The following is a 25998-nucleotide window of genomic DNA, read 5'->3' as shown; positions in this document are numbered from 1 at the left end:
AGCCTCAGGCCGTGCGCAGCACCGCCGCCGAGTCTGGCCCGAGCAGCACCGCGCCGTCCGGCCCGGGCCGCACCTCGCCGAACGCGGCCTCCAGCGCGGCGAGTTCACCTTCCAGCGGGACGGCGGCGGGCCCCTCGCCGCCGATCCTGGCGAGCACCCGGTAGCGGCCCCGGTGGACGGCCAGCCAGCCCGCCGCCGCGTCGTGCCGCACCCGCACCGCCGCCAGGTCGCCGGACGTCAGCTCGGGCGCGGCGCGCCGCAGCCGGATCAACGCCCGGTACCAGCCGAGCAGTTCGGCGTGCGGGGCGCGGCCGGGCTCCGACCAGTCCAGCGTGGAGGCGCGCACCGTGGCCGGGTCCTGCGGGTCGGGGACGTCCTCGGCACGCCAGCCGTGTTCGGCGAACTCCCGGCGCCGGCCCTGCCGGACGGCCTCGGCGAGCTGCGGGTCGGTGTGGTCGGTGAAGTACTGCCACGGGGTGGACGCCCCCCACTCCTCGCCCATGAACAGCATCGGCGTGAACGGGGACGTCAGCACCAGCGCGGCCGCGGCGGCCAGCCGCCCGGGTGGCAGCGAGGCCGACAGGCGGTCGCCGGTGGCCCGGTTGCCGATCTGGTCGTGGGTCTGCGCGTAGCCCAGCAGCCGGTGCCCGTAGGCGGCGGGGAACGGTCGGCCGTGCGAGCGCCCCCGGAACGAGGACCAACTCCCGTCGTGGAACCACCCGTTGGTGAGCGTCTTGGCGAGCGCCGTCCACGGGTCGGCCGCGAAGTCCGCGTAGTAGCCCTGGCTCTCGCCGGTCAGCAGCGCGTGCAGGGCGTGGTGGAAGTCGTCGCTCCACTGCGCGGTCAGCCCGAGCCCGCCGGCCTGCCGGGGCGCGGTGGTGCGCGGATCGTTCAGGTCCGACTCGGCGACCAGGAACAGCGGACGTCCGGTCGCCTCCGCCAACTCCGCTACAGAATGGGCGAGTTCCTCCAGGAACGGCAGCGCCCGGTCGTCCGCCAGCGCGTGCACGGCGTCCAGCCGCAGCCCGTCGATCCGGTAGTCGCGCAGCCAGGCCAGCGCGCTGCCGATCAGGTACGCCCGTACCTCGTCCGAGCCCGGTGCGTCCAGGTTCACCGCCGCGCCCCACGGCGTGTGGTGCCGGTCGGTGAAGTACGGGCCGAACCGGGGCAGGTAATTGCCGGACGGGCCGAGGTGGTTGTGCACCACGTCCAGGATCACGCCGAGGCCGCGCCGGTGCGCCGCGTCCACCAGGCGCTTCAGCCCGTCCGGGCCGCCGTACGGCTCGTGCACCGCCCAGAGGGACACCCCGTCGTAGCCCCAGCCGGAGCGGCCGGGGAACGGGCAGACCGGCATCAACTCGACGAAGTCCACGCCGAGTTCGACCAGGTGGTCGAGGCGGGCGGCGGCCGCGTCGAAGGTGCCCTCGGCGGTGAAGGTGCCCACGTGCAGCTCGTAGACCACGGTGCCCGGCAGGGGGCGGCCCCGCCAGGCCGTCTCCGACCAGTCGAACGCGGCGTGGTCGACCGGGCGGCTCAGCCCGTCCGGGCCGAACGGCTGCCGGGGCGAGCGCGGATCGGGCAGCGCCGAACCACCGTTCAGCCGGAAGCCGTAGTCGCCGTCCGGGCCGTCCCCGTGCCACCAGCCCGGGTGCGCCGGGTCGCGCTCCAGCAGGTACGGGATCGCCCCGACCTCCACCTCGACCACCTTGGCCGCCGGCGCCCACACCCGGTACCGCATCAGGCCCCCTCCACCAGCAGCGCCACCGGCAACTGCTGGAACAGATACGACAGTTCGACCGGCCCGCCGACGAAGTGGCGGCCCGTGAGCCGGTCCGTCCAGCGCCCCGGCGGCAGCTCCAGCAGGGTGCTGCCCCAGCCGCCCGCCCGGTGCAGCCCGTACGGCAGCCGGGTCGCCGCGCCCAGCACCCGCCCGCCGCGGGCGAACGCCACCAGGTGGTCGGCCGCCGGGCCCACCCCCGCCAGCGGGCGGTAGCGGCCCAGCGCGCCCTCCCGGCGCAGGTGCAGCGCGGTCCTGGTGAGGTGCAGCTTCTCCCGGGCCAGGTCGCCGGGGCGCGGCGCGGCCGAGTCGGTGAGGCGCACCGCCAGCGCGTCCAGGTCCACCGGCGCCCGGTTGTCCGGGTCGACCAGCGTGTACAGCGGCTCCTCGCCGCCCTGGAACACGTCCGGAACGCCCGGCACCAGCAGGTGCAGCAGCGCCGCCGACAGCGAGTTCACCCGGGCGAACGGCTCCAGCATCCCGACGAATCCGGCGATCCGCGGACACAGCCCCGGATTGGCCAGCGCCCCGCGCACGTACTGGGCGAGCCGCCGCTCGAAGGCCTCGTCCGGCTCCGTCCACGAGGTGCGGCGCTTGGCCTCCCGCACCGACTTCAGCAGCACCCCCAGCAGCCGCTCCTCGGACAGCGGCCACGCCGCCAGCAGGGTCTGCCACAGCAGCCACGCCGAGGCCCGGTCCGGACACGGCCCGGCCGCCACCGTCCACGCCGCGCACTCCGCCGCCCACGCCTCCGGCAGCTCGGCCAGCACCGCGAGCCGGGCCCGGGCGTCCGCGCTGCGCTTGGTGTCGTGCGTGGACAGCGCCGTCATCGCGTGCGGCCAGTGCTCCTCCTGCCGCTCGCACCAGCGGTGGAAGTCCGCGGGCGGTACGCCCGGGTGCTCGGGCAGGCCGCCGACCTCGTTCAGCGACAGCAGCGCGTTGAACCGGTAGAACGCGGTGTCCTCCACGCCCTTGGCCGCCACCGCCGAGGCGGTCTGGCCGAAACGGTGGCAGAACTCGTCCTTGGCGGGGGAGCGGCCCAGCTCCCCGAGGGCCAGCAGGTGCACCAGCCGCTCGGCGCCGGACGCCTCCTCGGGCAGGGCGAGCGCCCGGGCGGCGTCGGGCGGGGCCGCCTCGCCCGGCACCACGTACGGGCGGTACACCGGGTACTCGGTCAGCAGGGTCTCCAGCGCCCGGCGCACCGCCAGCGGCGAGTGGTCGGCCAGCTCCGGGCCGTCCGCGCAGATCCGCTCCACCAGGCGCACCAGCCGGTCGGTCTCGGCCGACAGCGCCCCGTCCGGCGCGACCATCTCGGCCCGGCCGATCAGCGCCGACGCCGCCGCGTCGGCCCGGTCGCCGACGTCGCGCCGGTAGGAGACCGCCAGCTTCTCCGCGCCCCGCCGGTCGGTCAGCACCCCGTCGATCCGGCGCAGTGCGTCGTAGCCGGTGGTGCCCGCGCACGGCCAGTCCCCGGGCAGTTGTTCCTCGCCGGTGAGGATCTTCTCCACCACGGTGTACGCGCCGCCGGTGGCCTCAGCCAGGCGCCGCAGGTAGCCGCGCGGGTCGGCCAGCCCGTCCGGGTGGTCGATCCGGAAGCCGTCCAGGACGCCCTCGCGGTGCAGGCGCAGCAGCACCGCGTGCGTCGCCTCGAACACCTCGGGGACTTCCATCCGCACCGCGATCAGCTCGTTCACCGTGAAGAACCGCCGGTAGTTGACCTGCTCGTCGGCGAGTTTCCACCAGGCCAGCCGGTACCACTGGCGTTCCAGCAGCTGCGGCAGCGGCAGCTGGGCGGTGCCCGGGCGCAGCGGGAACTCGTGCTCGTGGTAGCGCAGCACCTCGCCGTCCACCGTCAGCCGGTCGATCTCGACGCCGAGCCGGTCGCCGAGCAGTGGCAGCAGCAGCCGGCCGCGCCCGGGGGCGTCGATCGGGCCCGGCTGGGACGTCCAGTCGATGTCGAACCAGGCGGCGAACGGGTCGTCCGGGCCGTTCGCCAGCACCTGCCAGAGCGGCCGGTTCAGCTGTTCGGGCACGGGCAGCGCCATGTGGTTGGGCACCACGTCGGCGATCAGGCCCAGGTTGTGCCGCTGGGCCGCGGCCGCGAGCTCGCGCAGCGCCGTCTCGCCGCCCAGCTGCTCGGCGACCCGGCCGTGGTCGACGGTGTCGTAGCCGTGCGTGGAGCCCGGCACGGCCTCCAGCAGCGGCGACAGGTGCAGGTGCGAGACCCCGAGCGCCGCCAGGTACGGCACCGCCCGGCGGGCGTCGTGCAGGGTGAACTCCGGCTGCAGCTGGAGCCGGTAGGTGGCCGTCGGGAAGCGGGCCGTGGAAGGGCGCGCGGCGGCTGACGTCATAGCCGAATCCCTACCCGGACCGGCGGAGGCCTACCGCAGATTGCCCCGAACGGGCGGTGTCAGGCCGGTCGTTGGAGGACCAGCAGGGAGTAGTCCGGCAGGTGCAGGGTGTCGCCGGCCTTGGCGCGCGGGCCGGTGCCGGGGGCGGGGAGGGCGGGCAGCGAGGTGTCGACGACGACCTGCCAGACCTCGCCGTGGCCGGCCGGGACGGTGAAGGCGATCGGCTCCGAATGGGCGTTGAACATCAGCAGGAACGAATCGTCGACGATCTTGCCGCCGCGCCGGTCCGGTTCCGAGATGGCGTTGCCGTTCAGGAAGACCGTCAGCGACTTCGCGTACGAGGTCGACCAGTCCTGCTCGGTCATCTCCTCGCCGCCCGGGGTGAACCAGGCGATGTCGGTCAGCGCGTCGTGGGTGCCGGAGACCGGGCGGCCGTGGAAGAAGCGGCGGCGGCGGAAGACCGGGTGGTCGCGGCGCAGCCAGATCATGCCCTGGGTGAACTCCAGCAGCCGGGTGTCGGCCTGCCCGCCGTCGCGGGTCGGCCAGGTCAGCCAGGTCAGTTCGGAGTCCTGGCAGTAGGCGTTGTTGTTGCCGCGCTGGGTGCGGCCGAGTTCGTCGCCGTGCGAGAGCATCGGCACCCCCTGGGAGAGCATCAGGGTGGCGATGAAGTTGCGCTGCTGGCGGGCGCGCAGTTCGAGCACCCCGGGGTCGGTGGTGTCGCCCTCGGCGCCGCAGTTCCACGACCGGTTGAAGGATTCGCCGTCCCGGTTGTCCTCCCGGTTGGCCTCGTTGTGCTTGTCGTTGTAGGAGACCAGGTCGCGCAGCGTGAAGCCGTCGTGGCAGGTGACGAAGTTGATCGAGGCGATCGGGCGGCGGCCGTCGTCCTGGTACAGGTCGGAGGAGCCGGTGAGCCGGGAGCCGAACTCGGCCAGGGTGGCGGACTCGCCGCGCCAGAAGTCGCGGACGGTGTCGCGGTACTTGCCGTTCCACTCCGTCCACAGCGGCGGGAAGTTGCCGACCTGGTAGCCGCCCTCGCCGAGGTCCCACGGTTCGGCGATCAGCTTGGCCTGCGAGACCACCGGGTCCTGCTGGACCAGGTCGAAGAACGAGGACAGCCGGTCCACCTCGTGGAACTGCCGGGCCAGCGTCGCCGCCAGGTCGAAGCGGAAGCCGTCCACGTGCATCTCGGTGACCCAGTAACGCAGCGAATCCATGATCATCTGGAGCACGTGCGGCGAGCGCATCAGCAGCGAGTTGCCGGTGCCGGTGGTGTCCTCGTAGAACCGCTGGTCCTTCGCCAGCCGGTAGTACGAGGCGTTGTCCAGGCCGCGGAAGGACAGCGTCGGCCCGAGGTGGCTGCCCTCGGCGGTGTGGTTGTAGACCACGTCGAGGATCACCTCGATGCCGGCCGCGTGCAGCGCCTTCACCATCGACTTGAACTCCTGCACCTGGTGCCCGCGGTCGCCCGTCGAGGAGTACGAGGAGTGCGGGGCGAAGAAGCCGATCGTGTTGTAGCCCCAGTAGTTGGACAGCCCCAGGTCGCGCAGCCGGTGGTCGCGGACGAACTGGTGCACCGGCATCAGCTCGATCGCCGTGACGCCCAGCTTTGCCAGGTGCTCGATCACCGCCGGGTGCGCCAGGCCCGCGTAGGTTCCGCGGATCTCCTCCGGGATGCCCGGGTGCAGCCTGGTCAGGCCCTTCACGTGCGCCTCGTACACCACCGTGCGGTGGTAGTCGGTGCGCGGCGGCCGGTCGGTGCCCCAGTCGAAGTACGGGTTGATCACCACCGAGTGCATGGTGTGCGGCCCCGAATCCAGGTCGTTGCGGCGCTCCGGCGCGCCGAAGTGGTAGCCGTACACCGACTCGTCCCAGTCGATGTGGCCGCCCATCGCCTTCGCGTACGGGTCCAGCAGCAGCTTCGAGGCGTTGTGCCGCAGGCCCAGACCCGGCTGGTACGGGCCGTGCACCCGGAACCCGTACCGCTGGCCCGGCAGCACGCCCGGCAGGTAGGCGTGCCGGACGAAGGCGTCGGTCTCGCGCAGTTCGACGGCCGTCTCGGAGCCGTCCTCGGCGATCAGGCAGAGCTCGATCCGGTCCGCGCTCTCGGAGAACACCGCGAAGTTGGTGCCGGCGCCGTCATAGGTGGCGCCGAGCGGGTAGGGCTGCCCCGGCCAGACCTGCATGTGTCCTCGACTTCCCAGTGCCAGACGCCAGTCGGCGCCCCTACGGGTGACCACCCGGCGGAGCGCCCGAACGTGTGCGGGGCGTCGGTGGCGCGACGGGCCGGACGCACGGCACACCCGCATACTCCCCGCCGGACGGCCGAACGCCGCGCCCATCCGGTCCCATTCGCCCGTTGTTCGCCCGAACGGGTGTCCCGGATGTCGGGCCGGACAACCGCGTACTGACGGCCCGTCGACTGCCGGTGCGCGTGCTGTCAAGAGGGCTGTGTCAGGGCCACGGGGGGCGATACCCTTGATCGTCCGGACCGCGAGAACCCCGGGCCCGTACGGCCGGCGACCAAGGGCCGTCATGGTGGAGCGAGTCAGCGGACAGACCGGCGGCCGAGCGGCGGCGGGCGAGAGGTGAGGTAGCGGATGGCGTTCCCCGCCGACGGCGACGGACCCGACCCGCGGGCCGGCGGCAGCGAGGCCCCGACGCTGGTCGTCCGCACCGGCGTCGGACGCGGGGCGCTGCCCCCGCAGGGCGGCCCCGCCGAGGGCATGCCGCCCGCCTGGGCCGCCGACCAGTGGGACGGCGCCTACCGCCGGGTCCGGCTGGCCGGCCGCGCCTACGTCTGGCTCAACCTGGTCGAACAGCGGATGCGCGCCCTCGTGCACGAAGTGCTGCACCCCGTCTACGCGCCCGCGCACGGCGAGGAGTGGGTCACCGCCGCCGCCGGACCGGCCGGCGAGGAATGGGTGCACCGGGCCGCCGCCGTCCGCGAGGTCTCCCGCCGCAAGGGCTACCTGCTCGACCCCGTCGACGACGACCCGCTGGTCTTCCTCACCCTTCCGCAGCTGCGCGAACTGATGGTCCAGCACTGGCCGCTGTTCGAACCGCACCTGGTGGACCGCCGGGAGATCGAACTCGCCCTCGACGAACTCGAGGTCGCCCGGCACGTGGTCTCCCGCAACCGGGCCCTGACCAAGACCGTCCTCGACCAGACCGAACGGGCCGCCGCCCGGCTGCTCGCCCTGCTCGACGGCACCCACGGCGGCGTGCCCGCCGACGTGGTCGAGGAACTCGTGGCCGGCCGCTACGCCGACGTGATCGCCGTCCACCCCGACCGGGTCCGCCTGCAGCGCGACCTGCCCGTCGAGGACCTGCTCGACGGCGCCCGGCGCCTGGACGCCGTCGGCATCGGACTCGGCATGCTTTGCCAGAACTACACCGGCAAGCGCCTGGTACGCCTCGCCAGCGATGGCTGCCGGGTGCGGCTGCTGTTCCTCAACCCGGCGAGCAGCGCCGTCCGCCGACGTGAACGCGAACTCGGCCTCGGGCGCGGCGAGTTGGGCCGCTCCGTGGAGATGAACATCATGCACGCGCGGCGGGTCCGGGCCCGGCTGCGCGACCCCGGCAGCTTCGAGATCCGGGTGTTCGACGAACTGCCCCGGTTCACCGCCTACCTGGTGGAGGGCCCGCGGACCACGGGCGCCGGCGGAAGGCGGCGCTCCACCGACCTCGGCGTCATCCAGCCCTACCTGCGCAAGGCCCGCGGCATCGAATCGCCCGCCCTGGTGCTCCGCGGCGGCGCCGGGCAGGAGGCCGGCGGCACCGAACCCGGGCTGCTGGAGGTCTACCGGGAGGAGTTCGAGGACCTCTGGGGGGACTCCCGCGCAGTGTCCTGACCAGCACGGTCGCCCCTGCCAGGGCGGACGCGCCGTCGGCGCTGTCACAGCGGCGCGCGATGATGGTCCGCATCTTGGCAGTGCTGACGGAAGGACACACCCCATGACCTGGTGGAAGGGGCCACTCACCGGATTCGACCTGGAGACCACGGGCACCGACCCGCAGGAGTCCCGGATCGTCACCGCCGCCGTGGTCGACACCCTCGGCGGCCGGGTCGAAACGGCCACCAACTGGCTGATCGACCCCGGCGTCCCGATACCCGCCGAGGCCACCGCCATCCACGGCATCACCGACACCGAGGCCCGCACCCACGGCCGGCCCGCCGACGAGGCGATCGAGGAGATCGCCCAGGCCCTGCACCAGCGGCTCGCCGCCGGACGGCCCGTGGTCGCCTTCAACGCGCCCTACGACCTGTCGCTGCTCGACGCCGAACTGCGCCGCCACGGCCGCCCCACCCTCGCCGAACGCCTCGGCGGGCCGGTCACCCCCGTGGTCGACGCCATGGTCGTCGACCGCGCCCTCGACAAGTACCGCAAGGGCTCACGCACCCTGCAGCGGGTCTGCGAGGTCTACGGCGTCGAACTCCACGACGCCCACGAGGCCGGCAGCGACGCACTCGCCGCCGTCCGGGTCGCCGTCGCCCTCGGCCACCGGTACCCCGAACAGGCCGGTGACCTGCCGCTCGACGAACTGCACCGGCGGCAGATCGTCTGGCACCGCGACTGGGCCACCGGCCTGCAGGACTGGCTGCGCCGCAAGGACCCGGCCGCCACCGTGGACCCGCGCTGGCCGCTCAAGGCGGCGTCCTGAGGGCGGCGGCCGACGATCAGCGGCAGGAGAGCAGGACCCGCTGCCGGGCCAGGTCGACTTCGAGGATCCGCACGGTCAGCCCGTCGCCGACCTGAACGGCCCCGCAGGCCGACTCGGCGGCGGGCACCAGCCCCTGGAGGCCGTCGGGGCGGTCCTCGATCCGGACGAGCAGGCCGAACGTGAGCACCCTCGTCACCACGCCGTCCACCAACTCGCCGACGCGGGTGGACAGTTGCTCCAGCGGGTTGTCCTGCAGCGCCCTCAGGGACAGGTACAGCTCCTCGCGCGCCAGGTCGGCGCCGAGCACCGCGGCCGTGACCTCCTGGCCCACCTCGACGAGGTCCGACGGGTCGCTGATCGACCGCCAGGACAGCTCCGGTTGGCGGAGCCGTGCCGTGAAGCCGCCGACGTCCACGAACACGACGGTGTCGGCGATCCCGGTGACGGTGCCGGTGACGGCCTGACCGGGGCGCAGGGACTTCAGGAACATCCAGGTCTCGTCGCACGGCGACCAGGTGGTGCGCCAGCGGGCCCGCAGCACGCCGTCCTCGTCGGGGAGCGCGCCGCTGAGCAGCGGACGGTGCTCGTCGACCGTGATCGGCAGCGCGCAGGCGGCCCGGGCGTCCGCCACCCGGGCGGTCAACTCCTCGTGCTGGTCGTCGTGCACGACCACGCTGTGAACGGCGCCCGATCCGTCCTCCCAGACGAACTCCCGGGTGTCGTCCTCGGGGAGCGCGGCCAGCGCGGCCGCGACGTCGTCGGACAGCGGCGGCCAGAGGGTCAGCATGGCGCGCGGGGTGAGGCCGGCGCGGACGGCGTCGATGGTCTCGGGCGTCAGCCGGTGCCAGCGGGAGGCGTTCTGGACGTAGCCCTCCTCCAGCAGGCCCGCCCGGCCTCCGGCGACCAGCCAGTGCACCCGGGCCCAGAACTCCTCGTCGGCGGGCCGCTGTTCGCCCGGCTCATCCGACTCCTCGGAGTGCGGCGACTCCGGTATCGGCTCCGGGAACAGGCCCAGCCGGCGGACTCGCGCCACGGCGCGCTCGCAGGGGCGGTCGGTGCCGATGTACATGTACTGGTCCCAGCCGATGTGCACGAAGAACCGGTCGCCGGCCTCCAGCAGGCACCAGCCCTCGCCGCCGCGCAGCATCATCCGCACCAGCTCCAGCGCGGTCTCCAGGGAGACCTCCGCGCCGTCGTGGAACCCGTGCAGGCCCGGGAAGAGACCCTCCAGGCGGCCGCCGTCCTCGGGGGAGGCGAAGAAGGCGGCCTCCGGGCGGCCGATCGTCAGCCGGTCGACGCCGCACTCCTCGGCGAACGCGACCACCGCCTGCAGGTACGCCGCCTCGATCGGCCCGCGGTCGCTGTCGGTGTCGTCGTCGGCCAGGTAGTGGCCGCGCTCGTCGCGGTTGGCGGGGTCGTACTTGGTGACGCGGTGCACGAAGGCGGGCACGGGGCTCCTGAAGGCCGAAGAGGCGCCCTGACAAGCCGTCAGGACGCCTCGGCAAGAGAGCCGGTCAGGACTGCGGGAAGTCGAAAGTGTAGCCCTGGGCCACCAGCCACGGGAGCAGCTGCTTCAGGGCCGCGACGGTCTGGGTGCGGTCGCCGCCGCCGTCGTGCATCAGGACCACGCCGCCGGGGCGGAGGTTCTGCTCGACGGTGGTGACGATCGACTGCACGCCCGGGCGGGACCAGTCGCGCGGGTCGACCGACCAGCCGAGGGACTTCATGCCCTGGTCGGCGCCGATCTTTTCGTTCTCCGCGGTGAAGTCGCCGCCCGGGGCGCGCCACCAGGTGATCGGGGCGTTGCCGCCGGCGGCGTCCTCGATCTGGGTCTTGGCGTCGGCGATCTCCGCCACCTGCTGCTGGTGCGACTGGGTGTGCATCGGCTGCGGGTGGTCCACGGTGTGGTCGCACAGGCGGTGACCCTCGGCGACGATCCGCTTGACCATCGCCGGGTGCGCCTGCGCGTTGTCGCCGATCTCGCAGAACGTCGCCTTCGCGTTGTACTGCGCCAGCAGGTCCAGCACCTGGCCGGTGGCCTGGCCCGGGCCGTCGTCGAAGGTCAGCGCCACGGTCCGGCCGCCCGAGGCGGTGTGCGCCAGCACGTGCGTGGCCGGGGCGTGGCTCTGCTGGCCGCCGGACGGCTGCGAGGCGCCGGTGCCGGGCGTGGACGGGGTGGTGCTCGGGGCGGGCGGTGCCTGCGTCCGGGTGGGCGCCGTCGGGTCCTGGCTCGGCGAGGCGAACGGGGACGGGGTGCCCTCGCTCGGCGTCGGCCGGGCCGCCACCGAGGAACCCCCGCTGTCGCCCGTGGTCGTGCTCGCGCTCGGCGTGACCGAGTGCTGCGCGGCTGCCCCTGCCGCGGAGGGGGTGCCGTGCGCACCGCACGCCACCAGCAGGGCCGGGGCGAGCAGTGCGGCGGAGGCACCGAGAAGAAGAGAACGACGACGGGCGATTATGCGGGACTTCACCATGGACGACTCCTACGTCGTACCTGCCGCGAGCAGCGGGGCGTCCGGTCGACTACGACGACGCCAGGTACGACCGAGGTGGTTCCGTCCGGATGTGCGCTGCGCCACAAGGCGGGCACCGAACGGAAGCGGTCAGAACGCGAACCAGCGTACTTCCGCCTCTCCGTCACGCAGTGAGTCGACACGGCGACGGAACTCCGTCCGGGCGGCCGGGTTTCCGGCCGTCTGCTGCGCCACCCAGGCGGCACTCGCGGTCTCCCGCGCGCCGCGCAGCACCGCGAAGCCGGGCCACTCGCGGACGTCCCACCCGTAGGCCGCGTTGAACGCCGCGACCTCCTCGGCCGGTACGCCGTACCGGTCCTGACTGAGCGCCAGCACCACCAGGTCGTGCTCGCGGAGGTCCGAGGCCATGTACTCGAGGTCGAGCAGTACCGGGCCGGCGGGGGTGATGTGCACGTTGCGCGGCAGGGCGTCGCCGTGGATCGGGCCGGAGGGGAGGTAAGGGGTCAATTCGGAAATAGCGGTGACAAAGGTCTCTTTCCGGTCACGGAGGAACGCCACGTCCGCCGGATCGATGTGACCCTCCGCGGTCGCCAGCCAACTGTCCACCGGGGCGAGGAGGTCGCGCCGGCCGAGCGGCACCGGCGGGGCCGGCTCCGCGGGCAGGGCGTGCAGGGCGCGCAGCAGCGGGGCGAGGTCCGCGGGCCGGGCCGGGCGGACGGCGGGCTCCAGCCGGTGCCACAGCGTGACGGGGTGGTCCTGGGCCAGGTGCACGACGGGGTCGGCGGGGCGGACCACCGGCACGCCCGCGCCGTCCAGCCAGCCGGCCAGCGCGAGCTCGCGGGCGGCCCGGTCGGCGGAGCCGGGGGCGCGGCCGACCTTGGCGACCAGGCCGAGCTCCGGCAGGTCGAAGACGGCGTTCTGGCCGAGCGAAATGAGCGTGGCCCCGGCCGGGTCGATACCGGCCGGGGCGCACGCCTGCTGGAGGAGGGCCTGGGCCCCCGATTCGTCGAAGATCACCTGCTCATTGTCGGCGAACCGGGGGCGCCTCAGGAGGGAGGGGGGTGGGTCAGCCGATCAGCTCGTGGTCGCCGCGGCCGCGGTGGGGGCCGGTGCCGGCGGGGGCGGCGGCGGGCGCCTCGCCCTCGATCCGGGGCAGCCAGTGCAGCCAGCGCGGCAGGTACCAGTTCCTGTCGCCGAGCAGGGACATCACGGCGGGGAGCAGCACGGCGCGGATCACCGTGGCGTCGATCAGGACGGCGGCGGCGAGGCCGACACCCATCTGCTTCATGGTCTGCATGGAGAGCGTCCCGAAGACCGAGAACACCCCGACCATGATCACGGCGGCGCTGGTGACCACACCGGCGGTGGTGCGGATGCCGTGGGCGACGGCCGCGCCGGTGGGCAGGCCGCGGTCGTGCGCCTCCTTGATCCGGGAGACCACGAAGACGTGGTAGTCCATCGACAGGCCGAACAGGATCACGAACAGGAACAGCGGGATCCAGCTCTCCACCGCGCCGACGCCTTCGGTGCCGATCAGCGAGGCGCCGATGCCGTGCTGGAAGACCAGCGCCAGCACACCGTAGGCGGCGCCGACCGAGAGCAGGTTGAGTATCACGGCGGTGACGGCGATGGACAGCGAGCGGAACGAGCAGAGCATCAGCAGGAAGGCGAAGCCGACCACGAACCCGAAGACCGGGAGCATCGAGCCGGACATCTGCTTGTTGAAGTCGATCGAGCCGGCGGTGCTGCCGGTGACCGGGGTCTCGGCGCCGGCGATCCTGCCGACCGTGGCGGGCACGACCTGCTCGCGCAGCACCTTCAGGGCCTCGGCGGAGGTGGAGTCGTTGCCGCTGCCGTTGAGCGGGATGTCGACCGTGGCGACGTTCTGTTCGGCGTGCACCGTCAGGCTGGTGGGGCCGTGCATCCGGCCGGTGGCGAGGGCCTTGGACTGGAGATCGGCGAGCGCCTGCTTCATCTCGGGCGAGGAGATGTTCTTCGCCTTGATCACCACGGTGGCGGGGGAGGGGCTGCCGGGGAAGGCGTCCTGGATTCGCTGGGAGGTGGCCACCAGGGCGTTGTCCTTGGACAGCTGCTGCTGGAACGTCAGCTTGGCGGTGTGCATGGTGAGCGTCGGCGAGGCGATCGCCAGCAGGGCGACGGTGGCCAGCCCCGCGGCGGCCAGCGGGTGGCGCAGCACCGGGGTGAGCACCGCGTTCCAGAACCGGCTGCCCTCGTTCGTGTCACGGCGCAGGCGGTGCAGGTAGGGGACCTTGCCCTTCTCCACCCGGTCTCCGAGCATCGAGAGCAGCGCGGGCAGCACCGTCAGCGAGCCGAGCACCGCGGTGATCACGACCAGGATGGTGGCGAAGGACATCGCCTTGAAGGTGCCGATGCCGGTGAGGAACATGCCGCCGATCGCGACCACCACGGTGATGCCGGAGACCAGCACGGCGCGGCCACTGGTGGCGGCGGCGATCCGCAGCGCCGTCTCGGCGTCGTGCCCGGCGGCGCGCTCCTCGCGCTCGCGGCGCAGGTAGAACAGGCAGTAGTCGACGCCGACGGCGAGGCCGACCAGCAGCATCACCGAGGAGGCGTCGCTGCTGGTGTGCAGCACGCCGGAGGAGAGCGCGACCAGGCCGGAGGCGGCGATGAAGGCGGTCAGCGCCAGCACCACCGGGAGGACCGCGGCCACCAGCGCGCCGAAGGCGATCAGCAGGATGCCGAGGGCGAGCGGCACGGCCGTCCACTCGGCGCGGGCGAAGTCCGAGGAGAACTGCTCGGCGAACCACTTGCCGGAGCTGGCCTGGCCGTACTCCTCGACCGTCAGCTCGGGGTGCTGCTTCTGAACGCCCGTCACCGCGTCCATGATCGGCGGCACGTTGGCGACGGCCGCCTTGTCGTCCTCCCCGATCACCGTGAACTGGAGCAGCGCCGAGTGCTTGTCGGCGGAGATCGCGCCCGTCTCGTACGGGCTGTGCAGCTCCCCGGCCTTGCCGGTGGCCCGGACGGCGGTGGCGACCTGCTCGACGACCGCTTTGAAGGACGGGTCGTCCGCCATCAGCGTGCGGCTCTGCACCAGGACGACCTCACCGGCCGGAGACTTGATGCCCGCGTCGTCCAGAATCCTGGCGGCCTGCGCGACCTGGCCCGGCATCTGCTCGGACTCGGTGATCTTGGTGGAGCCGTGCATGCCGCCGAGGTAGGCGGCGAGGACGACGAAGAGCAGCCAGCCGAAGACCGCGCTCTTTCTGTGGCGGGCGCTCCAGGCGCCCATCGAGGCGGCGATTCCATGCTTCACGGTGGTGTCCCCCAGGGGCTACGGGCGGGTGCGGACCGCCCCGGTCGGTGGGCCTCCGGGCTGCTTCCGGCGGCACAACAGACGCTATGAGCTGGGGTTCTGACGAACCATCCGGCTAGTCACCGACTTTTTCCTCCCCCTGTCCCCAGGAGGGAGTAGGGGGTTAACCCCACCCCCGGGGTCGGGGTCTCCTCCTTGAGGGCAGCCGGGCGTCCACCCTGAGGGGGAGCGATCTCCACCCCACGCACGAGGTGGGAGGGGGTGCGGGCGGGCGACGATAGTGCGGGGGCAGGTTCCGTGGCCGCCCCCAGGGGGCACACGCGAAACCCACTTGCCGGGCGGCAAGCAAGTTCCCGTAAACTGCCCGCTGTTACTTACCTGCCGACCGGCTAGGCCCTGTTGAGGGTTTCGCGCGCCGGTCCTGCCGCTGCCCGGTACCTGGTGTTTTTCGGCTGCGGTGAACCATGCCCAGGGGAGGCATTTCGATCATGTTCCACCGACTTGGACACTTCGTCGTCAAGCGGGCCTGGTGGGTGATCATCGCGTGGGTGATCGGCTCCATAGCCCTGATCGCCACCGCTCCGAAGATGAGCGCCTCGACCGACGAGTCGGAGTTCCTGCCGAAGCACTACGAGTCCATCCGGGCCGCGGTGGTCCAGCAGGAGAAGTTCCCGGCCGAGTTCTCCCCGAGCGCACTGCTGCTGTTCGAACGCAAGGACGGCGCCGCGCTCACCGACGCCGACAAGGCCGACATGGCCAAGGTCGTCAAGGGGCTGACCGACAAGCACATCCCGCTGGTCGAGCAGATCATCCCCCCGATCGAGGGGAAGACCTTCTCGCCCGACGGGCAGTACGCCATGGGCATGGTCTCCATCGACAAGACCAAGATGCAGACCGACGAGTTCACCGTCGCCGCCAAGGACCTGCGCGAAGAGGGCAGGGCGCTGGCCAGCGGCACCGCGCTGAAGTACCAGGTCGGCGGCCCGGCCGCGATGGGGCTGGACCAGAAGGAGTCCTCCAGCGCCACCGACGCGATCACCATGCTCGCCACCATCGTGCTGATCGTGGTCATCGTCGGCGTGATCTTCCGCGGCATCCTGGTCGGCTGGCTGCCGGTGCTGCTGTCGATCTTCCCGATGATCGCCGCCAGCGGCCTGATTGCCCTCGTCACCAAGGCGTTCGACCTGAAGTCCTCGCCGATCGCCTCGGCGATCGACATCGTGGTGATCCTCGGCGTCGGCACCGACTACTTCCTGTTCCTGATGTTCCGCTACCGCGAGCGCCTGCGGGCCGGCGACGACCGCAAGGCCGCCGTGGCCAACGGCGTCGGCCGGGTCGGCGAGGCGATCGCCTCCGCGGCCGGCGCGGTCACCGTCGCCTTCGCGGTGCTGCTGCTCTCCGAGCTCGGCATGTTCAAGTCGCTCGGCCCGGCGCTGGCGATCTCCGTCATCGTCACCGCGCTGGCCTCGCTCACCCTCAGCCCGGCGCTGCTCGCCGTCCTCCCCGCCAAGGCCACCTTCTGGCCCGGCCGCAAGTGGATGCAGGAGCCGGAGGGCGCCCGCTTCCACAAGCTCGGCAAGGTGGTCGGCCGTCGCCCCGGCCTGATCGCGCTGGTCTCCGGCGGCCTGCTGGTGATCCTCTCGCTGGCCGGCCTCGGCTACCAGGGCACCTTCGACATGCAGAAGAGCATGATGCCGAAGGACAAGGAGTCGATGCTCGTCCTGGACACCCTCAGCAAGAGCGGCTCCGAGGGCGCGGCCGACCCCACGCACGTCTTCCTGACCACCAGCACCAAGGGTGGCGGCAAGCTCGACCCGGCCGGCCTGGACACCTTCGGCGCCAAGCTCGGCCAGGTCCCCGGCGTCGCCGCCGTCCAGGCCGAGCACAAGCTCAGCGAGGACGGCAGCACCGCCGACTTCGTCGTGGTGCTCAAGGACTCCGCGGCCAGCAACGCAGCGATCGACACCATCACCGAGCTGCGCTCCGCCGCGCACCCGGCAGCCCCGGCCGGCAGCGAGGCGCTGGTCGCCGGCACCTCGTCGATCTACAAGGACATCAACCTGGCGATGGCGCACGACTACAAGCTGGTCTTCCCGGTGGCGGGCGTGCTGATCCTGCTGATCCTGGGCCTCCAGCTGCGCAGCGTGGTCGCGCCCTGGTACCTGATGGCCTCGGTCGGCCTCGGCTTCGCGGCCACGCTGGGTGCCACCACGGTGGCCTTCCTCAAGCTCGGCTCCGAGTCCGGCCTGATGTTCATGCTGCCGATCTTCATCTACCTGTTCGTGGTGGCGATCGGCACCGACTACAACATCCTGATCATCGCCCGGCTCCGGGAGGAGGCCCGCGAGGGCCGCAGCCCCCGCGAGGCGGCCAAGGAGGCGGTCCGGCACGCCGGTCCGACCGTCGCCGCGGCCGGCTTCATCCTGGCGGCGTCGTTCGCGACCTTCATGCTGGCGGGCAACGTGCTCTTCGCCGAGCTGGGCTTCGCGCTGGCCATCGGCATCGTGCTGGCGGCCTTCGTGATGGCGATGTTCTTCACCCCGGCGATCACCGCGCTGCTCGGCAAGAAGGCCTGGTGGCCCGGTCACGGCGCGATGCCCGACCACGGCCCCGAGGCCGTCGCCGAGCGCGAGCCGCAGGCGGCCGGCCGGGCCTGACGGGCGGGTCCGACGGGCCCGGCGGCGGGTAGCGCCGGGCAGCCCTGCGGGGGTACCGACGGGTAGCCCCGAGTAGGAGGGGGCATGCGGTCCAACGGGACCGCATGCCCCCTTGGCGTCGCACTGAAACGCGGTGTGACCAGCGGAACTTTTGCCGCCGTTGGCGAGGGGGACCGTGCTATTGTCGAAGCAGTTGCAGTATTGGTTCCCATGAACGTGTGTGTGCGCCTGCTGGTTCCAACCACAGGCGCATTTGTTTTGTCCGGTGTTTAGTCTCCGGATGGGGATCGCGGCTACGTGGGGCTCACGAGGTGTGTGCCCCAACGCCCCAGTGAAAGTGGAGACGGTTATGGCTACCGGCACCGTGAAGTGGTTCAACAGCGAAAAGGGCTACGGCTTCATCGAGCAGGACGGCGGCGGCGCCGACGTGTTCGCTCACTACTCGAACATCCAGTCCACCGGCTTCCGTGAGCTCCTCGAGGGCCAGAAGGTCGAGTTCGACGTCACCCAGGGCCAGAAGGGCCCGCAGGCGGAGAACATCCGCCCCATCTGAGTCCCGGCCTACGCCGACTCAGTGTGACGCAGGCGAGGGCCCGTACCTCCAAGGTACGGGCCCTCGCCCATGCCGCCCGACGGCCGGGGCGGCGCCTTACTTCTCCCTGACGGCCGACACACCCGCCGCCGCGCCTCCGCGCGCGCCGGCCGAAGGCCCTCAGGAAGAGGAACACCCATGCCCGAGCAGTCCCGTCCGCGCGCCGAGAAGGCCGCGGCGCAGTCCGTTTCGCGATCTGGTTCGAAGTCCGTTTCGCAGTCCGGTTCGCGTACCGACCAGCCCCGTGCCGACAAGCCGCGCACCCGTAGCGGGAAGCCGCGCACCGGCGCCGCGCGTGGCGGTGCTCCGCGTACCGAGCAGCCGCGCGGCGGCGAGCAGGCCCGTACCGAGCGTCCGCGCCGGCCGCGCCGGAGTGCCGCGCCGTCGGTCGCCGCGCCCGCCGAGGACTTCACGCACGTGCAGGGCACCCCGTCCCGCCCGGCGGCGGAGAGCTTCGCCGAGCTGAACCTCCCCTCCGGGCTGATGAAGGAACTGGGCGCGCAGGGCGTGACCGAGCCGTTCCCGATCCAGGCCGCCACCCTGCCGGACGCGCTGGCCGGACGTGACGTCCTCGGCCGCGGCCGCACCGGCTCCGGCAAGACCCTGGCGTTCGGCCTGCCGCTGCTGGTGCGCACCGCCGGGAAGCGGGCCAGCGCCCGCCACCCGCTGGCCCTGGTGCTGGTCCCCACCCGTGAGCTCGCCCAGCAGGTCACCGACGCGCTCGCCCCCTACGCCGGGGTGCTCGGCCTGCGGATCACCACCGTGGTCGGCGGCATGTCGATCACCCGCCAGGCCAACCAGGTCCGCCGCGGCACCGAGGTGCTGGTGGCCACCCCCGGCCGGCTGGACGACCTGATCCAGCGCGGCGACGTGCGCCTGGACGACGTGGCGATCACCGTCCTCGACGAGGCCGACCAGATGGCCGACATGGGCTTCCTGCCGCAGGTCGTCAAGCTCCTGGAGCAGGTCGCCGAGGGCGGGCAGCGGATGCTGTTCTCCGCCACCCTGGACCGCAACGTGGACCGGCTGGTCAACCGCTTCCTGACCGACCCCGTCACCCATTCGGTGGACCCGTCGGCCGGTGCCGTCACCACCATGGACCACCACCTGCTCCAGCTCGACCCCGCCGACAAGGCCGAGACCACCGCCCGGATCGCCGCCCGCGAGGGCCGCGTGATCATGTTCGTGCACACCAAGCACGGCGCGGACCGGCTCGCCAAGCAGCTGCGCGCCCACGGCGTGGTCGCCGCCGCGCTGCACGGCGGCAAGTCGCAGCCGCAGCGCAACCGGGTCCTCGACCAGTTCCGCGACGGCCAGGTCACCGCGCTGATCGCCACCAACGTCGCCGCCCGCGGCATCCACATCGACGGCCTCGACCTGGTCGTCAACGTCGACCCGCCGATCGACCACAAGGACTACCTGCACCGCGGCGGCCGCACCGCGCGGGCCGGCGAGTCCGGCACCGTGGTCACCCTGGTGCTGCCCGAGCAGCGCCGCGAGGTCAACCGCCTGATGAGCATCGCCGGTATCCGGCCCACCATCACCAAGGTCCGCCCCGAGGACGGCGAGCTCAAGCGCATCACCGGCGCGAGGATGCCGTCCGGCGTGGCGGTCATGCTTCCGGTTCCGGCGACGGCGGTGGCTGTTGCCGCTCCCGTCTCCGAGGGTGCGGAGGGCCGTGGCCGCGGGCGTGGCGGGGCCAAGCCGGCGGACGGCGAGGCGCGACGCCGCCCCGCGAAGCGTTCCGGCGGCCTGCCCAAGGACGTCGACATGAGCGGCAACCCGCGCCGCCCCCGGCCCAAGCAGCGCCCCGGCGGCGGGAGCTCGCAGATGGCGGCCGGGTTCATCGGCAAGTCGTCCGGGCGGGCGAAGCCGGGGTCCGGGACGAAGAGTGGCTCCAACTACGGGACGGGGCGGCAGCGGCGCAAGGCCGACTAGCGCTTCGCGGGACCGGGGAGAGCACCATCAGGGCGCTGGGGGTACCCCCAGCGCCCCTGTTTTCGTGCCCATCCGCTCGCGCGAGTCTCCCCGCGCCCCTGATGGTGCTCTCTCAGGCCTTGGACATCTCGCGGACGGTCGCGACCAGGGGAGCCAGTTCGGGGCGGGTCTCGGCGGTGGTGAGGGCCTCGGCGAGGGCGGTGTCGTTGGTGGGGCGGGCCTGGGCGAGGAGGTCGAGGCCGGCCGGGGTGACGTTGGTGTAGATGCCGCGGCGGTCGGTGGGGCAGAGGTAGCGGGCGAGCAGGCCGCGGTCCTCGAGGCGGGTGACCAGGCGGGTGGTGGCGCTCTGGCTGAGCACGACCGCGTCGGCGAGCTGGTTCATCCGGAAGTGGCCGCCGTCGCCGTCGTGCTGCTCGCTCAGGACGTTCAGGACGGAGAACTCGCGGACGCTGAGCTCGTGTTCGGCCTGCAGGGCGCGTTCGACATGGGCCTCGATCCGGCCGTGCAGAGCGGTCAGGGCGCACCAGCCGTGGGCCAGGGCAGGATCAGGGCGGGTCATCGGACACGCTCCCTTCGGGGTCGCTTCACTCCGTACAAGCTTAGTCGAAATGCGCAAATTCCCGCGCCTGCAAGTATTCGGCGGGAGTCCGCGGGAGATGAGGAGACGTCGATGGAGCAGCACGTGCGGATGGGCGCGCAGGAAGCGGCGCTGGACGCCCTGCTGGAGGCTCTCGGCGAGCCGGTGGGCGACACCTCGCAGGACGACCGGGTGGCGCGGCTCGACGCGCAGGCGCCGGGCTACGCGCAGTACCACCGGATCGGGCACAAGCGGCAGGCCGCGTACCGGCGGCTGAGCGCGGACCGGGCGGCCGCGCACCACTGCTACCCGCTGGTGCTGGCCGCGCTGCTGGCCGACGACGACCCGTCCTCGCCGCGCTGGCTGGCGCAGGTGCTGCTGACGGTGGGCGGTCGGCGGCGGCTGCAGGAGGAGCTGGTGGCGGCGGTGGAGGGCGGAGACCCGTTGCGGCAGGTGTGCGCGGTGGGTGCGTGGCGGTGGGCGGACGCCGGGGACGGGCCCGTGACGGAGCGGTTCCTGGCGGTCCGTCGGGAGGCGGCCGAGCGCTGCGTCGACCCGTGGGTGCGGGAGCGGTTGGCCGACTGAGCGTCAGCAGGGCGTGCAGGGGTACCACTTGGGGGCCGCGCCGTGTTAGCTTTTTTGCCAATTCATGGTCTTCGCATGGTGACGCCTATGCCTTCGCCCATGCCATCGGACCTTGGCAACGGGGAAGAGGTACGCCGACATGGCGGGGGAGTTCACGGTCGATCCGGACGCGTTGCGCCGGTTCGCCCGCACCAGTACCGAACGGGCCGAGCGGCTGCGGGCGATCCGCGCCGAACTCGGCGGACACCAGCTGTCGCCGTCCGCCTTCGGGAAACTCCCGGAGTCCGACGAAACCGGCCGCGACTACGTGGAACGCTCCGAGGCGGCGATCGACAACGCCGGGGCCGCCTCCGACACCATGGACCGGATCGCCGAATACGCCGACGGCATGGCCGGCGCGTACGAACGCACCGACGAGGGCATCGGGCGCACCATGCAGGCGATCGCCGGAGGGCTGGACGGATGAGCGGGCCGATCGCGGGCGCCGTCGACGCCTACACGAAGATCAACGACTGGATGACCCCGCTGGGCAGCCTGATCGACGAGATCATGCGCCCCATCGTGGAACCCCTTGCCGAGCCGCTGGAGTTCGTCACCGGCGACCCCGAAGGCCTGGAAGCCGCCGCCCAGTTGTGGCAGAAGCAGGCCGAGCAACTGCGCGAGGTGATCGCCGACCAGCGCCGCGACCGGGCCGCCCTGGCCGGCGAATGGCAGGGTGAGGCGTCCGAGGCGTTCCAGCGTGAACTCGCCGAGTACGAGCAGGCGTTGGAGGACGAGGCGGAGGACATGGAGGCCACCGCCGAACTCCTCACCGAAGCCGCCGCCGAAGCCCGGATGGCACAGGACCTGGTCGAGACGATCATTCGCGAGCTGATCGAATGGGCGATCATCACGCTCGCCGCGTCGCTCGCCTTCAGCGTGATCACCGCCGGCATCTCGCTGGCCGCCGAAGCCGCCGCGGCCGCCGCCGAGGGCGCCATCGCCAGCGCCCGGATAGCCAACCTGGTGCGCAAACTCGCCAGCGCGCTGAAGAAGATCGCCGACGCGATGAAGGCACTCAAGGCCGTCTCCAAGCGCCCGCACCTCAACCCGAAGAAGCCCTGGACCTGGAACAAGCCGCTCGACGTCGAGGCGTACCTGGCCAAGACGGGCGTCAAGATGATCGGCAAGGGAGGCCTGCACGGCATCGGCCTGACCGGCAACCCGGCCGGCGAAGCGCTCCAGCAGATCACCCAGAGCGGCGCCGGAATCGTCGCCGACGAGGCCGACGACCGGATCAGCGGCAACCGCGGCCCCAGCACCGGCCTCCGTCAACGCGCCGGCATCGCGCAGCCCGCCCAGGCACCCGACCTCAGCCCCGAGGAGCGCCGCCGCCGCTTCGAGGACGCCTTCGGCTGAGCCACCCACCACATTCAGGAGGACCACCGTGCTCGACCGGGACCGCCAGTTCGCCACGCCGTTCCTCGCCGCCGGCGAGGAGCTGCTGGCCGCTGCCCCCGTCTCGCTGGCGCCCGGCATTCCGCGACCGCCCGAGGCACTGCTGACCCCGCGCCAACCGGGCGAACTGGAACAGAAGTTGGCCAAGCCGTTCACCCTGCTGCGGCGCGCATACGCGGTGGTCAACCCCGTCTCCGCCGGCGTCGGCGCCGTCGAGGACCGGATGATGGACGCCGTGCCGGACTCCGTCTGGCACGGCAAGGGCATGGCCGGCGACTGGCACACCACCGCCGGCCGCCTGGTCGTCCGCCTCCACGAGGACGGCGCGAACGGCAGCGCGCTGCTCGTCCTCACCGGCCGGCGGCTGCTGCTGCTCGCCGACCGCGCCAAGCTCTGGCAGCTCACCGAACAGCACGCCCTGCAGTTCGAACTCCCGCGCGACGAGATCGCCGGGGCTCAGCGCAACGCGAAGGGCGTCACGCAGCGGGGCCGCCTCGACGTGCACTTCCGCGACGGCTCGTGGGTCGGCGTCACGACGCCGCTGCCGTCGGCGGCGGACGAACTGGCTGCGGCGTTCGCGGCGCTCGGGGGCTGATGCCTCCGGTCGGAATTTCGTGGCGGGGAATGCCGTTCGGCCGGGGATGTCCCCGTGGCAGTGGTGACTTGGCCCCGCTGTGGTGAGACGTCAGGCGGTGCGGGCCGTTGAGGCGGTGGTGGCGGCGGTCTCGGCGTGGCGGGTGAGGACGAGGCGGGCGAGTTCGGGGGCCGCGCCGAGGACTGGGGCCAGGTGGTCAGCGGTGGCTGCGGCGGTGGCGATGCGGTCCGGGAGGAGGCCCGGGGCGAGGAGGTACGGGGCGACGGCGGTGGTGCGGACGGCCGGGTCGGCGCGGAGGGTGGCGAGGGCGTCGGTGACCGTTGGGGTGGTGGCGGAGGCGTAGGCGGTGGTGACCGCGGCCCAGCCTCGGGTGCGTTGCCAAGTGGCGGCGACGGCGCGGGTGGTGGCGTTGGCGGCCGGGTCGGAGGAGCCGGCGGCGGCCAGGACGATTCCCGTACGGGCGCGGACGGTGGGGTCGGTGACGTCGAGGCCGGACTCGGCGAGGCGGCGGTCGAGGGCGTCGAGGAGGAGCGGGGACGGGCCCAGGACGTCGGCGACCGGGATGGCGGAACCGGCGGCGCGGAGGGCGGCCGGGATGTCGTGCTTGGCGTGGAAGGCGCGATTGAGGAGCAGGGGGACGGCGATCGCGTCGGTGAGGCGCGGGGCGACCTGGGCGATGCGAGGGGCGCAGTGGTCCAGATAGGCGGTGGTGACGGGGAGTTCGGGGCGGAGCGCGCGGATCGCGTCGGCGAGGGCCTCGACGGTGGCGGCGTGGCGGGGGTCGCGGGAGCCGTGCGCGAGGAGGAGAAGCGGTGCGGCGGCAGCGGGGTGCGAGGGGTGGGTGGGGGTGGGGGCGGTGCGTGGCTGCGGCTCGGTGCCTTCCGCCGCGCGCAGTTCCGCCCCCTCGCCTTCGGCTGGGAGGTGCCCCCAGCGCCCCTGACGGGGCTGGGCGGTGCGGGAGGGCTGGCGAGGTGGTTGGTCGGCTGCTGGGTGCGGGCGGTGGGTGGGGGTGAGCGCGGTGTCCGGCTGCGGCTCGGTGCCTTCCGCCGCGCGCAGTTCCGCCCCCTCGCCTTCGGCTGGGAGGTGCCCCCAGCGCCCCTGGCGGGGCGTGGGGTTGGGGTGAGGCAGGTCGGTTCGCTCCTGATGGGGCGGGGGGTTTCGGGGCGTCAGGTCGCTGCGCTCCTGATGGGGCGCGAGGCTGCCGCCCGGAGGCAGGTCGTCGCCCGACTGACGGGACGCGGGAGTGCCGGTCGGGTCGCTGCGCTCGTGGCGGGGTGCGCGGGTGCCGCCCTGTTCCCGGTCGCTCTGCTCGTGGCGGGGCGCAGCCGCCGGGGTGGGGGGCTGGTGGGGGGAGGGGCGGAGAGCCATCGGTGTCAGCGGGTGGTGACGAGGAGGCCGCGGCTGCGGAGGACTCGGCGTTCGAGGGGGGAGAAGAAGAGGAGGTCGATGGCGACGCCGACGGTGAGGATGAGGAGGATGCCGAGGAGGACGCCGGACATGTTGGTGAACTCGCGCTGGTTCTCCAGGTAGCGGCCGAGGCCGAGGCCCAAGTCCGGTGAGGAGGCGATGAGTTCGGCGGCCATGAGGGAGCGCCAGGAGAAGGCCCAGCCCTGCTTGAGGCCGGCGAGGTAGCCGGGGAGGGCGGCGGGGAGCAGGATGTGGCGGGCGCCGGCCAGGCCGGTGGCGCCGAGGGTTTGGCCGGCGCGGAGGAAGAGCGGGGGGACCTGGTCGACGCCGGCGATGAGGCCGTTGGCGATGGAGGGGACGGCGCCGAGGAGGATGACGGCGTACATCGCGGAGTTGTTGATGCCGAGCCAGATGACGGCGGCGGGGACCCAGGCGACCGAGGGGAGGGACTGGAGGCCGGAGAGGACGGGGCCGAGTGCGGCGCGGACCGGCTTGACCTGGGCGACCAGGAGGCCGATGGGGGTGCCGATCAGGACGGAGAGCAGGAAGCCGGAGAGGCCGCGCCAGACGCTGGTCCAGATGATGGAGAACAGCGTTCCGGCGTACCAGAGTTCGGTGAGGGAGTCCCAGACGTCGGCGGGGCTGGGGAGCTTGTCGGGGGTGGTGAGGTGGAGGCTGTAGGCGAGCTGCCAGGCGGCGAGGACGAGGAGTACGCCGAGGACGGGCGGGAGGACCGACCGGCGCAGGACGACGGAGAGGGGCGCGCGAGTGGCGTGGACGGTTTCGAGTGCGTCGAGGCCGGCCTCGACACCCGCGGAGTCGTCGGCGGCGGGGAGGGTGTCAGTGCTGGACATGGCGGCGGATCTCCCCACGCAGTTCTTCGGTGATCTCGATGGACAGATCCGCGACCCCGGCGGATTCGATGCGGCGCGGCTGGGGCAGGTCGATGCGCCATTCGCGGGCGATCCGGCCGGGGCGGGAGGAGAGCAGGACGACGCGCTGGGCGAGGCGGACGGCTTCGCGGACGTTGTGGGTGACGAACAGGACGGCGAGCCGGCGTTCGGCCCAGATGCGGGTGATCTCGTTGTGCAGGACGTCCCGGGTGATGGCGTCGAGGGCGGCGAACGGCTCGTCCATCAGCAGGACTTGGGAGCCCTGGGCGAGGGAGCGGGCGAGGGCGACGCGCTGGCGCATGCCGCCGGAGAGTTCGTGAACGCGCTTCTTGTAGGAGCCGCCGAGGCGGACCAGGTCGAGCAGGCGTTCGGCCTCGGTCTGGCGTTCGGTCTTGGGGACGCCGGCCAGGCGGAGGGCGAGTTCGATGTTCTTGCCCGCGGTGAGCCAGGGGAAGAGTGCGTGGTCCTGGAACATCAGGGCGGGGCGGCCGCCAGGGACGTCGATGGTGCCGGAAGTGGGCCGGTCGAGGCCGGCGACCAGGTTGAGCAGGGTGGACTTGCCGCAGCCGGAGGCGCCGAGGAGGGTGACGAACTCGCCGGGGGCGACGGTCAGGTTGATGTCGTCCAGGACCGGGGCGGCGGTGCCGGGGCGGCCGAAGGTCTTGTGCACGTGCGAGATCCGGACGGCGAAGTCGCTGTCCGGGTGTTCTGCGCCGGGGGCGTCGGGCGAGGTGGTCAGTGCCGTGGTCACGGGCACC

20 protein-coding genes are annotated in these 25998 nt (G+C 72.7%); 9 read left to right on the top strand and 11 right to left on the bottom strand.

Annotation, left to right across the window (positions count from 1 at the left end; genetic code table 11):
• Positions 1-4: 4 nt before the first annotated feature.
• From treZ to glgX, 3 genes are read right to left on the bottom strand one after another with little or no spacing between them, the layout of a single operon-like run.
• Positions 5-1738, bottom strand: a complete 1734-nt coding sequence (gene treZ, locus ACFYST_RS19305) for a malto-oligosyltrehalose trehalohydrolase (RefSeq protein WP_387863854.1) — start codon at positions 1736-1738, stop codon at positions 5-7.
• Positions 1738-4128 carry a malto-oligosyltrehalose synthase gene (gene treY, locus ACFYST_RS19300; protein WP_387863852.1) on the bottom strand — a complete coding sequence of 797 codons (2391 nt, stop codon included), beginning with the start codon at positions 4126-4128 and terminating at the stop codon, positions 1738-1740. The genes treZ and treY overlap by 1 nt, the downstream gene beginning before the upstream one ends.
• 59 nt (positions 4129-4187) lie before the next feature.
• Entirely contained in the window at positions 4188-6311 is a 2124-nt protein-coding gene (glgX, locus tag ACFYST_RS19295; RefSeq protein ID WP_387645715.1) for a glycogen debranching protein GlgX, read from the bottom strand.
• 414 nt (positions 6312-6725) lie between these two features.
• Here glgX and ACFYST_RS19290 point away from each other — a divergent pair, with 414 nt between their 5' ends.
• Positions 6726-7979, top strand: coding sequence for an SAV2148 family HEPN domain-containing protein (locus ACFYST_RS19290; RefSeq protein WP_387645713.1), 1254 nt, complete (start codon positions 6726-6728; stop codon positions 7977-7979).
• A 103-nt stretch (positions 7980-8082) separates the two neighbouring features.
• Positions 8083-8790: an exonuclease domain-containing protein gene (locus ACFYST_RS19285; RefSeq protein ID WP_387645710.1), complete on the top strand. Its 708-nt coding sequence runs from the start codon at positions 8083-8085 to the stop codon at positions 8788-8790.
• Positions 8791-8806: 16 nt separating this feature from the next.
• On the opposite strand, the gene ACFYST_RS19280 is transcribed toward ACFYST_RS19285, so the two are convergent.
• From ACFYST_RS19280 to ACFYST_RS19265, 4 genes are all read right to left on the bottom strand, one after another.
• Complete coding sequence (locus ACFYST_RS19280) at positions 8807-10240, bottom strand: S1 RNA-binding domain-containing protein (protein ID WP_387863849.1); 1434 nt, start codon at positions 10238-10240, stop codon at positions 8807-8809.
• Between the two features lie 64 nt (positions 10241-10304).
• Positions 10305-11261: a polysaccharide deacetylase family protein gene (locus ACFYST_RS19275; RefSeq protein WP_387863847.1), complete on the bottom strand. Its 957-nt coding sequence runs from the start codon at positions 11259-11261 to the stop codon at positions 10305-10307.
• Positions 11262-11390: 129 nt separating this feature from the next.
• Positions 11391-12278, bottom strand: coding sequence for a phosphotransferase enzyme family protein (locus ACFYST_RS19270; RefSeq protein ID WP_387863845.1), 888 nt, complete (start codon positions 12276-12278; stop codon positions 11391-11393).
• Between the two features lie 49 nt (positions 12279-12327).
• Positions 12328-14535, bottom strand: coding sequence for an MMPL family transporter (locus tag ACFYST_RS19265; protein ID WP_387863970.1), 2208 nt, complete (start codon positions 14533-14535; stop codon positions 12328-12330).
• A gap of 512 nt (positions 14536-15047) precedes the next feature.
• Here ACFYST_RS19265 and ACFYST_RS19260 point away from each other — a divergent pair.
• The 3 genes from ACFYST_RS19260 (at position 15048) to ACFYST_RS19250 (ending at position 19746) form a co-directional block, all read left to right on the top strand.
• On the top strand, positions 15048-17216 hold the full coding sequence (locus ACFYST_RS19260) for an MMPL family transporter (RefSeq protein WP_387863842.1): 2169 nt from the start codon (positions 15048-15050) through the stop codon (positions 17214-17216).
• 349 nt (positions 17217-17565) lie between these two features.
• Positions 17566-17769, top strand: coding sequence for a cold-shock protein (locus ACFYST_RS19255; RefSeq protein WP_376047050.1), 204 nt, complete (start codon positions 17566-17568; stop codon positions 17767-17769).
• A gap of 177 nt (positions 17770-17946) precedes the next feature.
• A complete protein-coding gene (locus tag ACFYST_RS19250) occupies positions 17947-19746 on the top strand; it encodes a DEAD/DEAH box helicase (protein WP_387863839.1) in 1800 nt (599 codons plus the stop codon).
• A gap of 112 nt (positions 19747-19858) precedes the next feature.
• Here the strand turns inward: ACFYST_RS19250 and ACFYST_RS19245 are convergent, their stop codons facing one another.
• The gene (locus ACFYST_RS19245; protein ID WP_387863837.1) at positions 19859-20305 is read right to left on the bottom strand and encodes a MarR family winged helix-turn-helix transcriptional regulator; all 447 of its coding nucleotides are present in this window, start codon (positions 20303-20305) and stop codon (positions 19859-19861) included.
• 111 nt (positions 20306-20416) lie between these two features.
• Here ACFYST_RS19245 and ACFYST_RS19240 point away from each other — a divergent pair, with 111 nt between their 5' ends.
• From ACFYST_RS19240 to ACFYST_RS19225, 4 genes are all read left to right on the top strand, one after another.
• Positions 20417-20908 carry a hypothetical protein gene (locus ACFYST_RS19240; RefSeq protein WP_387863835.1) on the top strand — a complete coding sequence of 164 codons (492 nt, stop codon included), beginning with the start codon at positions 20417-20419 and terminating at the stop codon, positions 20906-20908.
• Between the two features lie 112 nt (positions 20909-21020).
• Positions 21021-21374 (top strand): type VII secretion target, encoded by a 354-nt coding sequence (locus tag ACFYST_RS19235; RefSeq protein ID WP_387863833.1) that lies wholly within the window; start codon positions 21021-21023, stop codon positions 21372-21374.
• Complete coding sequence (locus ACFYST_RS19230) at positions 21371-22306, top strand: WXG100 family type VII secretion target (protein WP_387645691.1); 936 nt, start codon at positions 21371-21373, stop codon at positions 22304-22306. The genes ACFYST_RS19235 and ACFYST_RS19230 overlap by 4 nt, the downstream gene beginning before the upstream one ends.
• A 28-nt stretch (positions 22307-22334) precedes the next feature.
• A complete protein-coding gene (locus ACFYST_RS19225; RefSeq protein WP_387645689.1) occupies positions 22335-22940 on the top strand; it encodes a hypothetical protein in 606 nt (201 codons plus the stop codon).
• 90 nt (positions 22941-23030) lie between these two features.
• On the opposite strand, the gene ACFYST_RS19220 is transcribed toward ACFYST_RS19225, so the two are convergent.
• The 3 genes from ACFYST_RS19220 to ACFYST_RS19210 form a co-directional block, all read right to left on the bottom strand.
• Positions 23031-23834 (bottom strand): sirohydrochlorin chelatase, encoded by an 804-nt coding sequence (locus ACFYST_RS19220; RefSeq protein WP_387863967.1) that lies wholly within the window; start codon positions 23832-23834, stop codon positions 23031-23033.
• Between the two features lie 479 nt (positions 23835-24313).
• The gene (locus tag ACFYST_RS19215) at positions 24314-25201 is read right to left on the bottom strand and encodes an ABC transporter permease (RefSeq protein WP_387645686.1); all 888 of its coding nucleotides are present in this window, start codon (positions 25199-25201) and stop codon (positions 24314-24316) included.
• Positions 25188-25991 (bottom strand): ABC transporter ATP-binding protein, encoded by an 804-nt coding sequence (locus ACFYST_RS19210; RefSeq protein ID WP_387645683.1) that lies wholly within the window; start codon positions 25989-25991, stop codon positions 25188-25190. The genes ACFYST_RS19215 and ACFYST_RS19210 overlap by 14 nt, the downstream gene beginning before the upstream one ends.
• Positions 25992-25998: the final 7 nt, after the last annotated feature.

Origin of the sequence: Kitasatospora sp. NPDC004614, assembly GCF_042873675.1 — a bacterium.
In the GTDB taxonomy this organism is placed as follows: Bacteria; Actinomycetota; Actinomycetes; order Streptomycetales; family Streptomycetaceae; genus Kitasatospora.
This window is presented reverse-complemented; position numbering and strand designations above follow the sequence as displayed.

Bases quoted from the DNA above. Each gene is read 5' to 3' on its own strand.
- treY (WP_387863852.1), bottom strand. From the start codon at position 4,128: ATGACGTCAGCCGCCGCGCGCCCTTCCACGGCCCGCTTCCCGACGGCC.
- ACFYST_RS19215 (WP_387645686.1), bottom strand. From the start codon at position 25,201: ATGTCCAGCACTGACACCCTCCCCGCCGCCGACGACTCCGCGGGTGTC.
- ACFYST_RS19265 (WP_387863970.1), bottom strand. From the start codon at position 14,535: ATGGGCGCCTGGAGCGCCCGCCACAGAAAGAGCGCGGTCTTCGGCTGG.
- ACFYST_RS19245 (WP_387863837.1), bottom strand. From the start codon at position 20,305: ATGACCCGCCCTGATCCTGCCCTGGCCCACGGCTGGTGCGCCCTGACC.
- ACFYST_RS19285 (WP_387645710.1), top strand. From the start codon at position 8,083: ATGACCTGGTGGAAGGGGCCACTCACCGGATTCGACCTGGAGACCACG.
- ACFYST_RS19240 (WP_387863835.1), top strand. From the start codon at position 20,417: ATGGAGCAGCACGTGCGGATGGGCGCGCAGGAAGCGGCGCTGGACGCC.
- ACFYST_RS19260 (WP_387863842.1), top strand. From the start codon at position 15,048: ATGTTCCACCGACTTGGACACTTCGTCGTCAAGCGGGCCTGGTGGGTG.
- ACFYST_RS19275 (WP_387863847.1), bottom strand. From the start codon at position 11,261: ATGGTGAAGTCCCGCATAATCGCCCGTCGTCGTTCTCTTCTTCTCGGT.
- ACFYST_RS19255 (WP_376047050.1), top strand. From the start codon at position 17,566: ATGGCTACCGGCACCGTGAAGTGGTTCAACAGCGAAAAGGGCTACGGC.
- glgX (WP_387645715.1), bottom strand. From the start codon at position 6,311: ATGCAGGTCTGGCCGGGGCAGCCCTACCCGCTCGGCGCCACCTATGAC.
- treZ (WP_387863854.1), bottom strand. From the start codon at position 1,738: ATGCGGTACCGGGTGTGGGCGCCGGCGGCCAAGGTGGTCGAGGTGGAG.
- ACFYST_RS19250 (WP_387863839.1), top strand. From the start codon at position 17,947: ATGCCCGAGCAGTCCCGTCCGCGCGCCGAGAAGGCCGCGGCGCAGTCC.
- ACFYST_RS19290 (WP_387645713.1), top strand. From the start codon at position 6,726: ATGGCGTTCCCCGCCGACGGCGACGGACCCGACCCGCGGGCCGGCGGC.
- ACFYST_RS19230 (WP_387645691.1), top strand. From the start codon at position 21,371: ATGAGCGGGCCGATCGCGGGCGCCGTCGACGCCTACACGAAGATCAAC.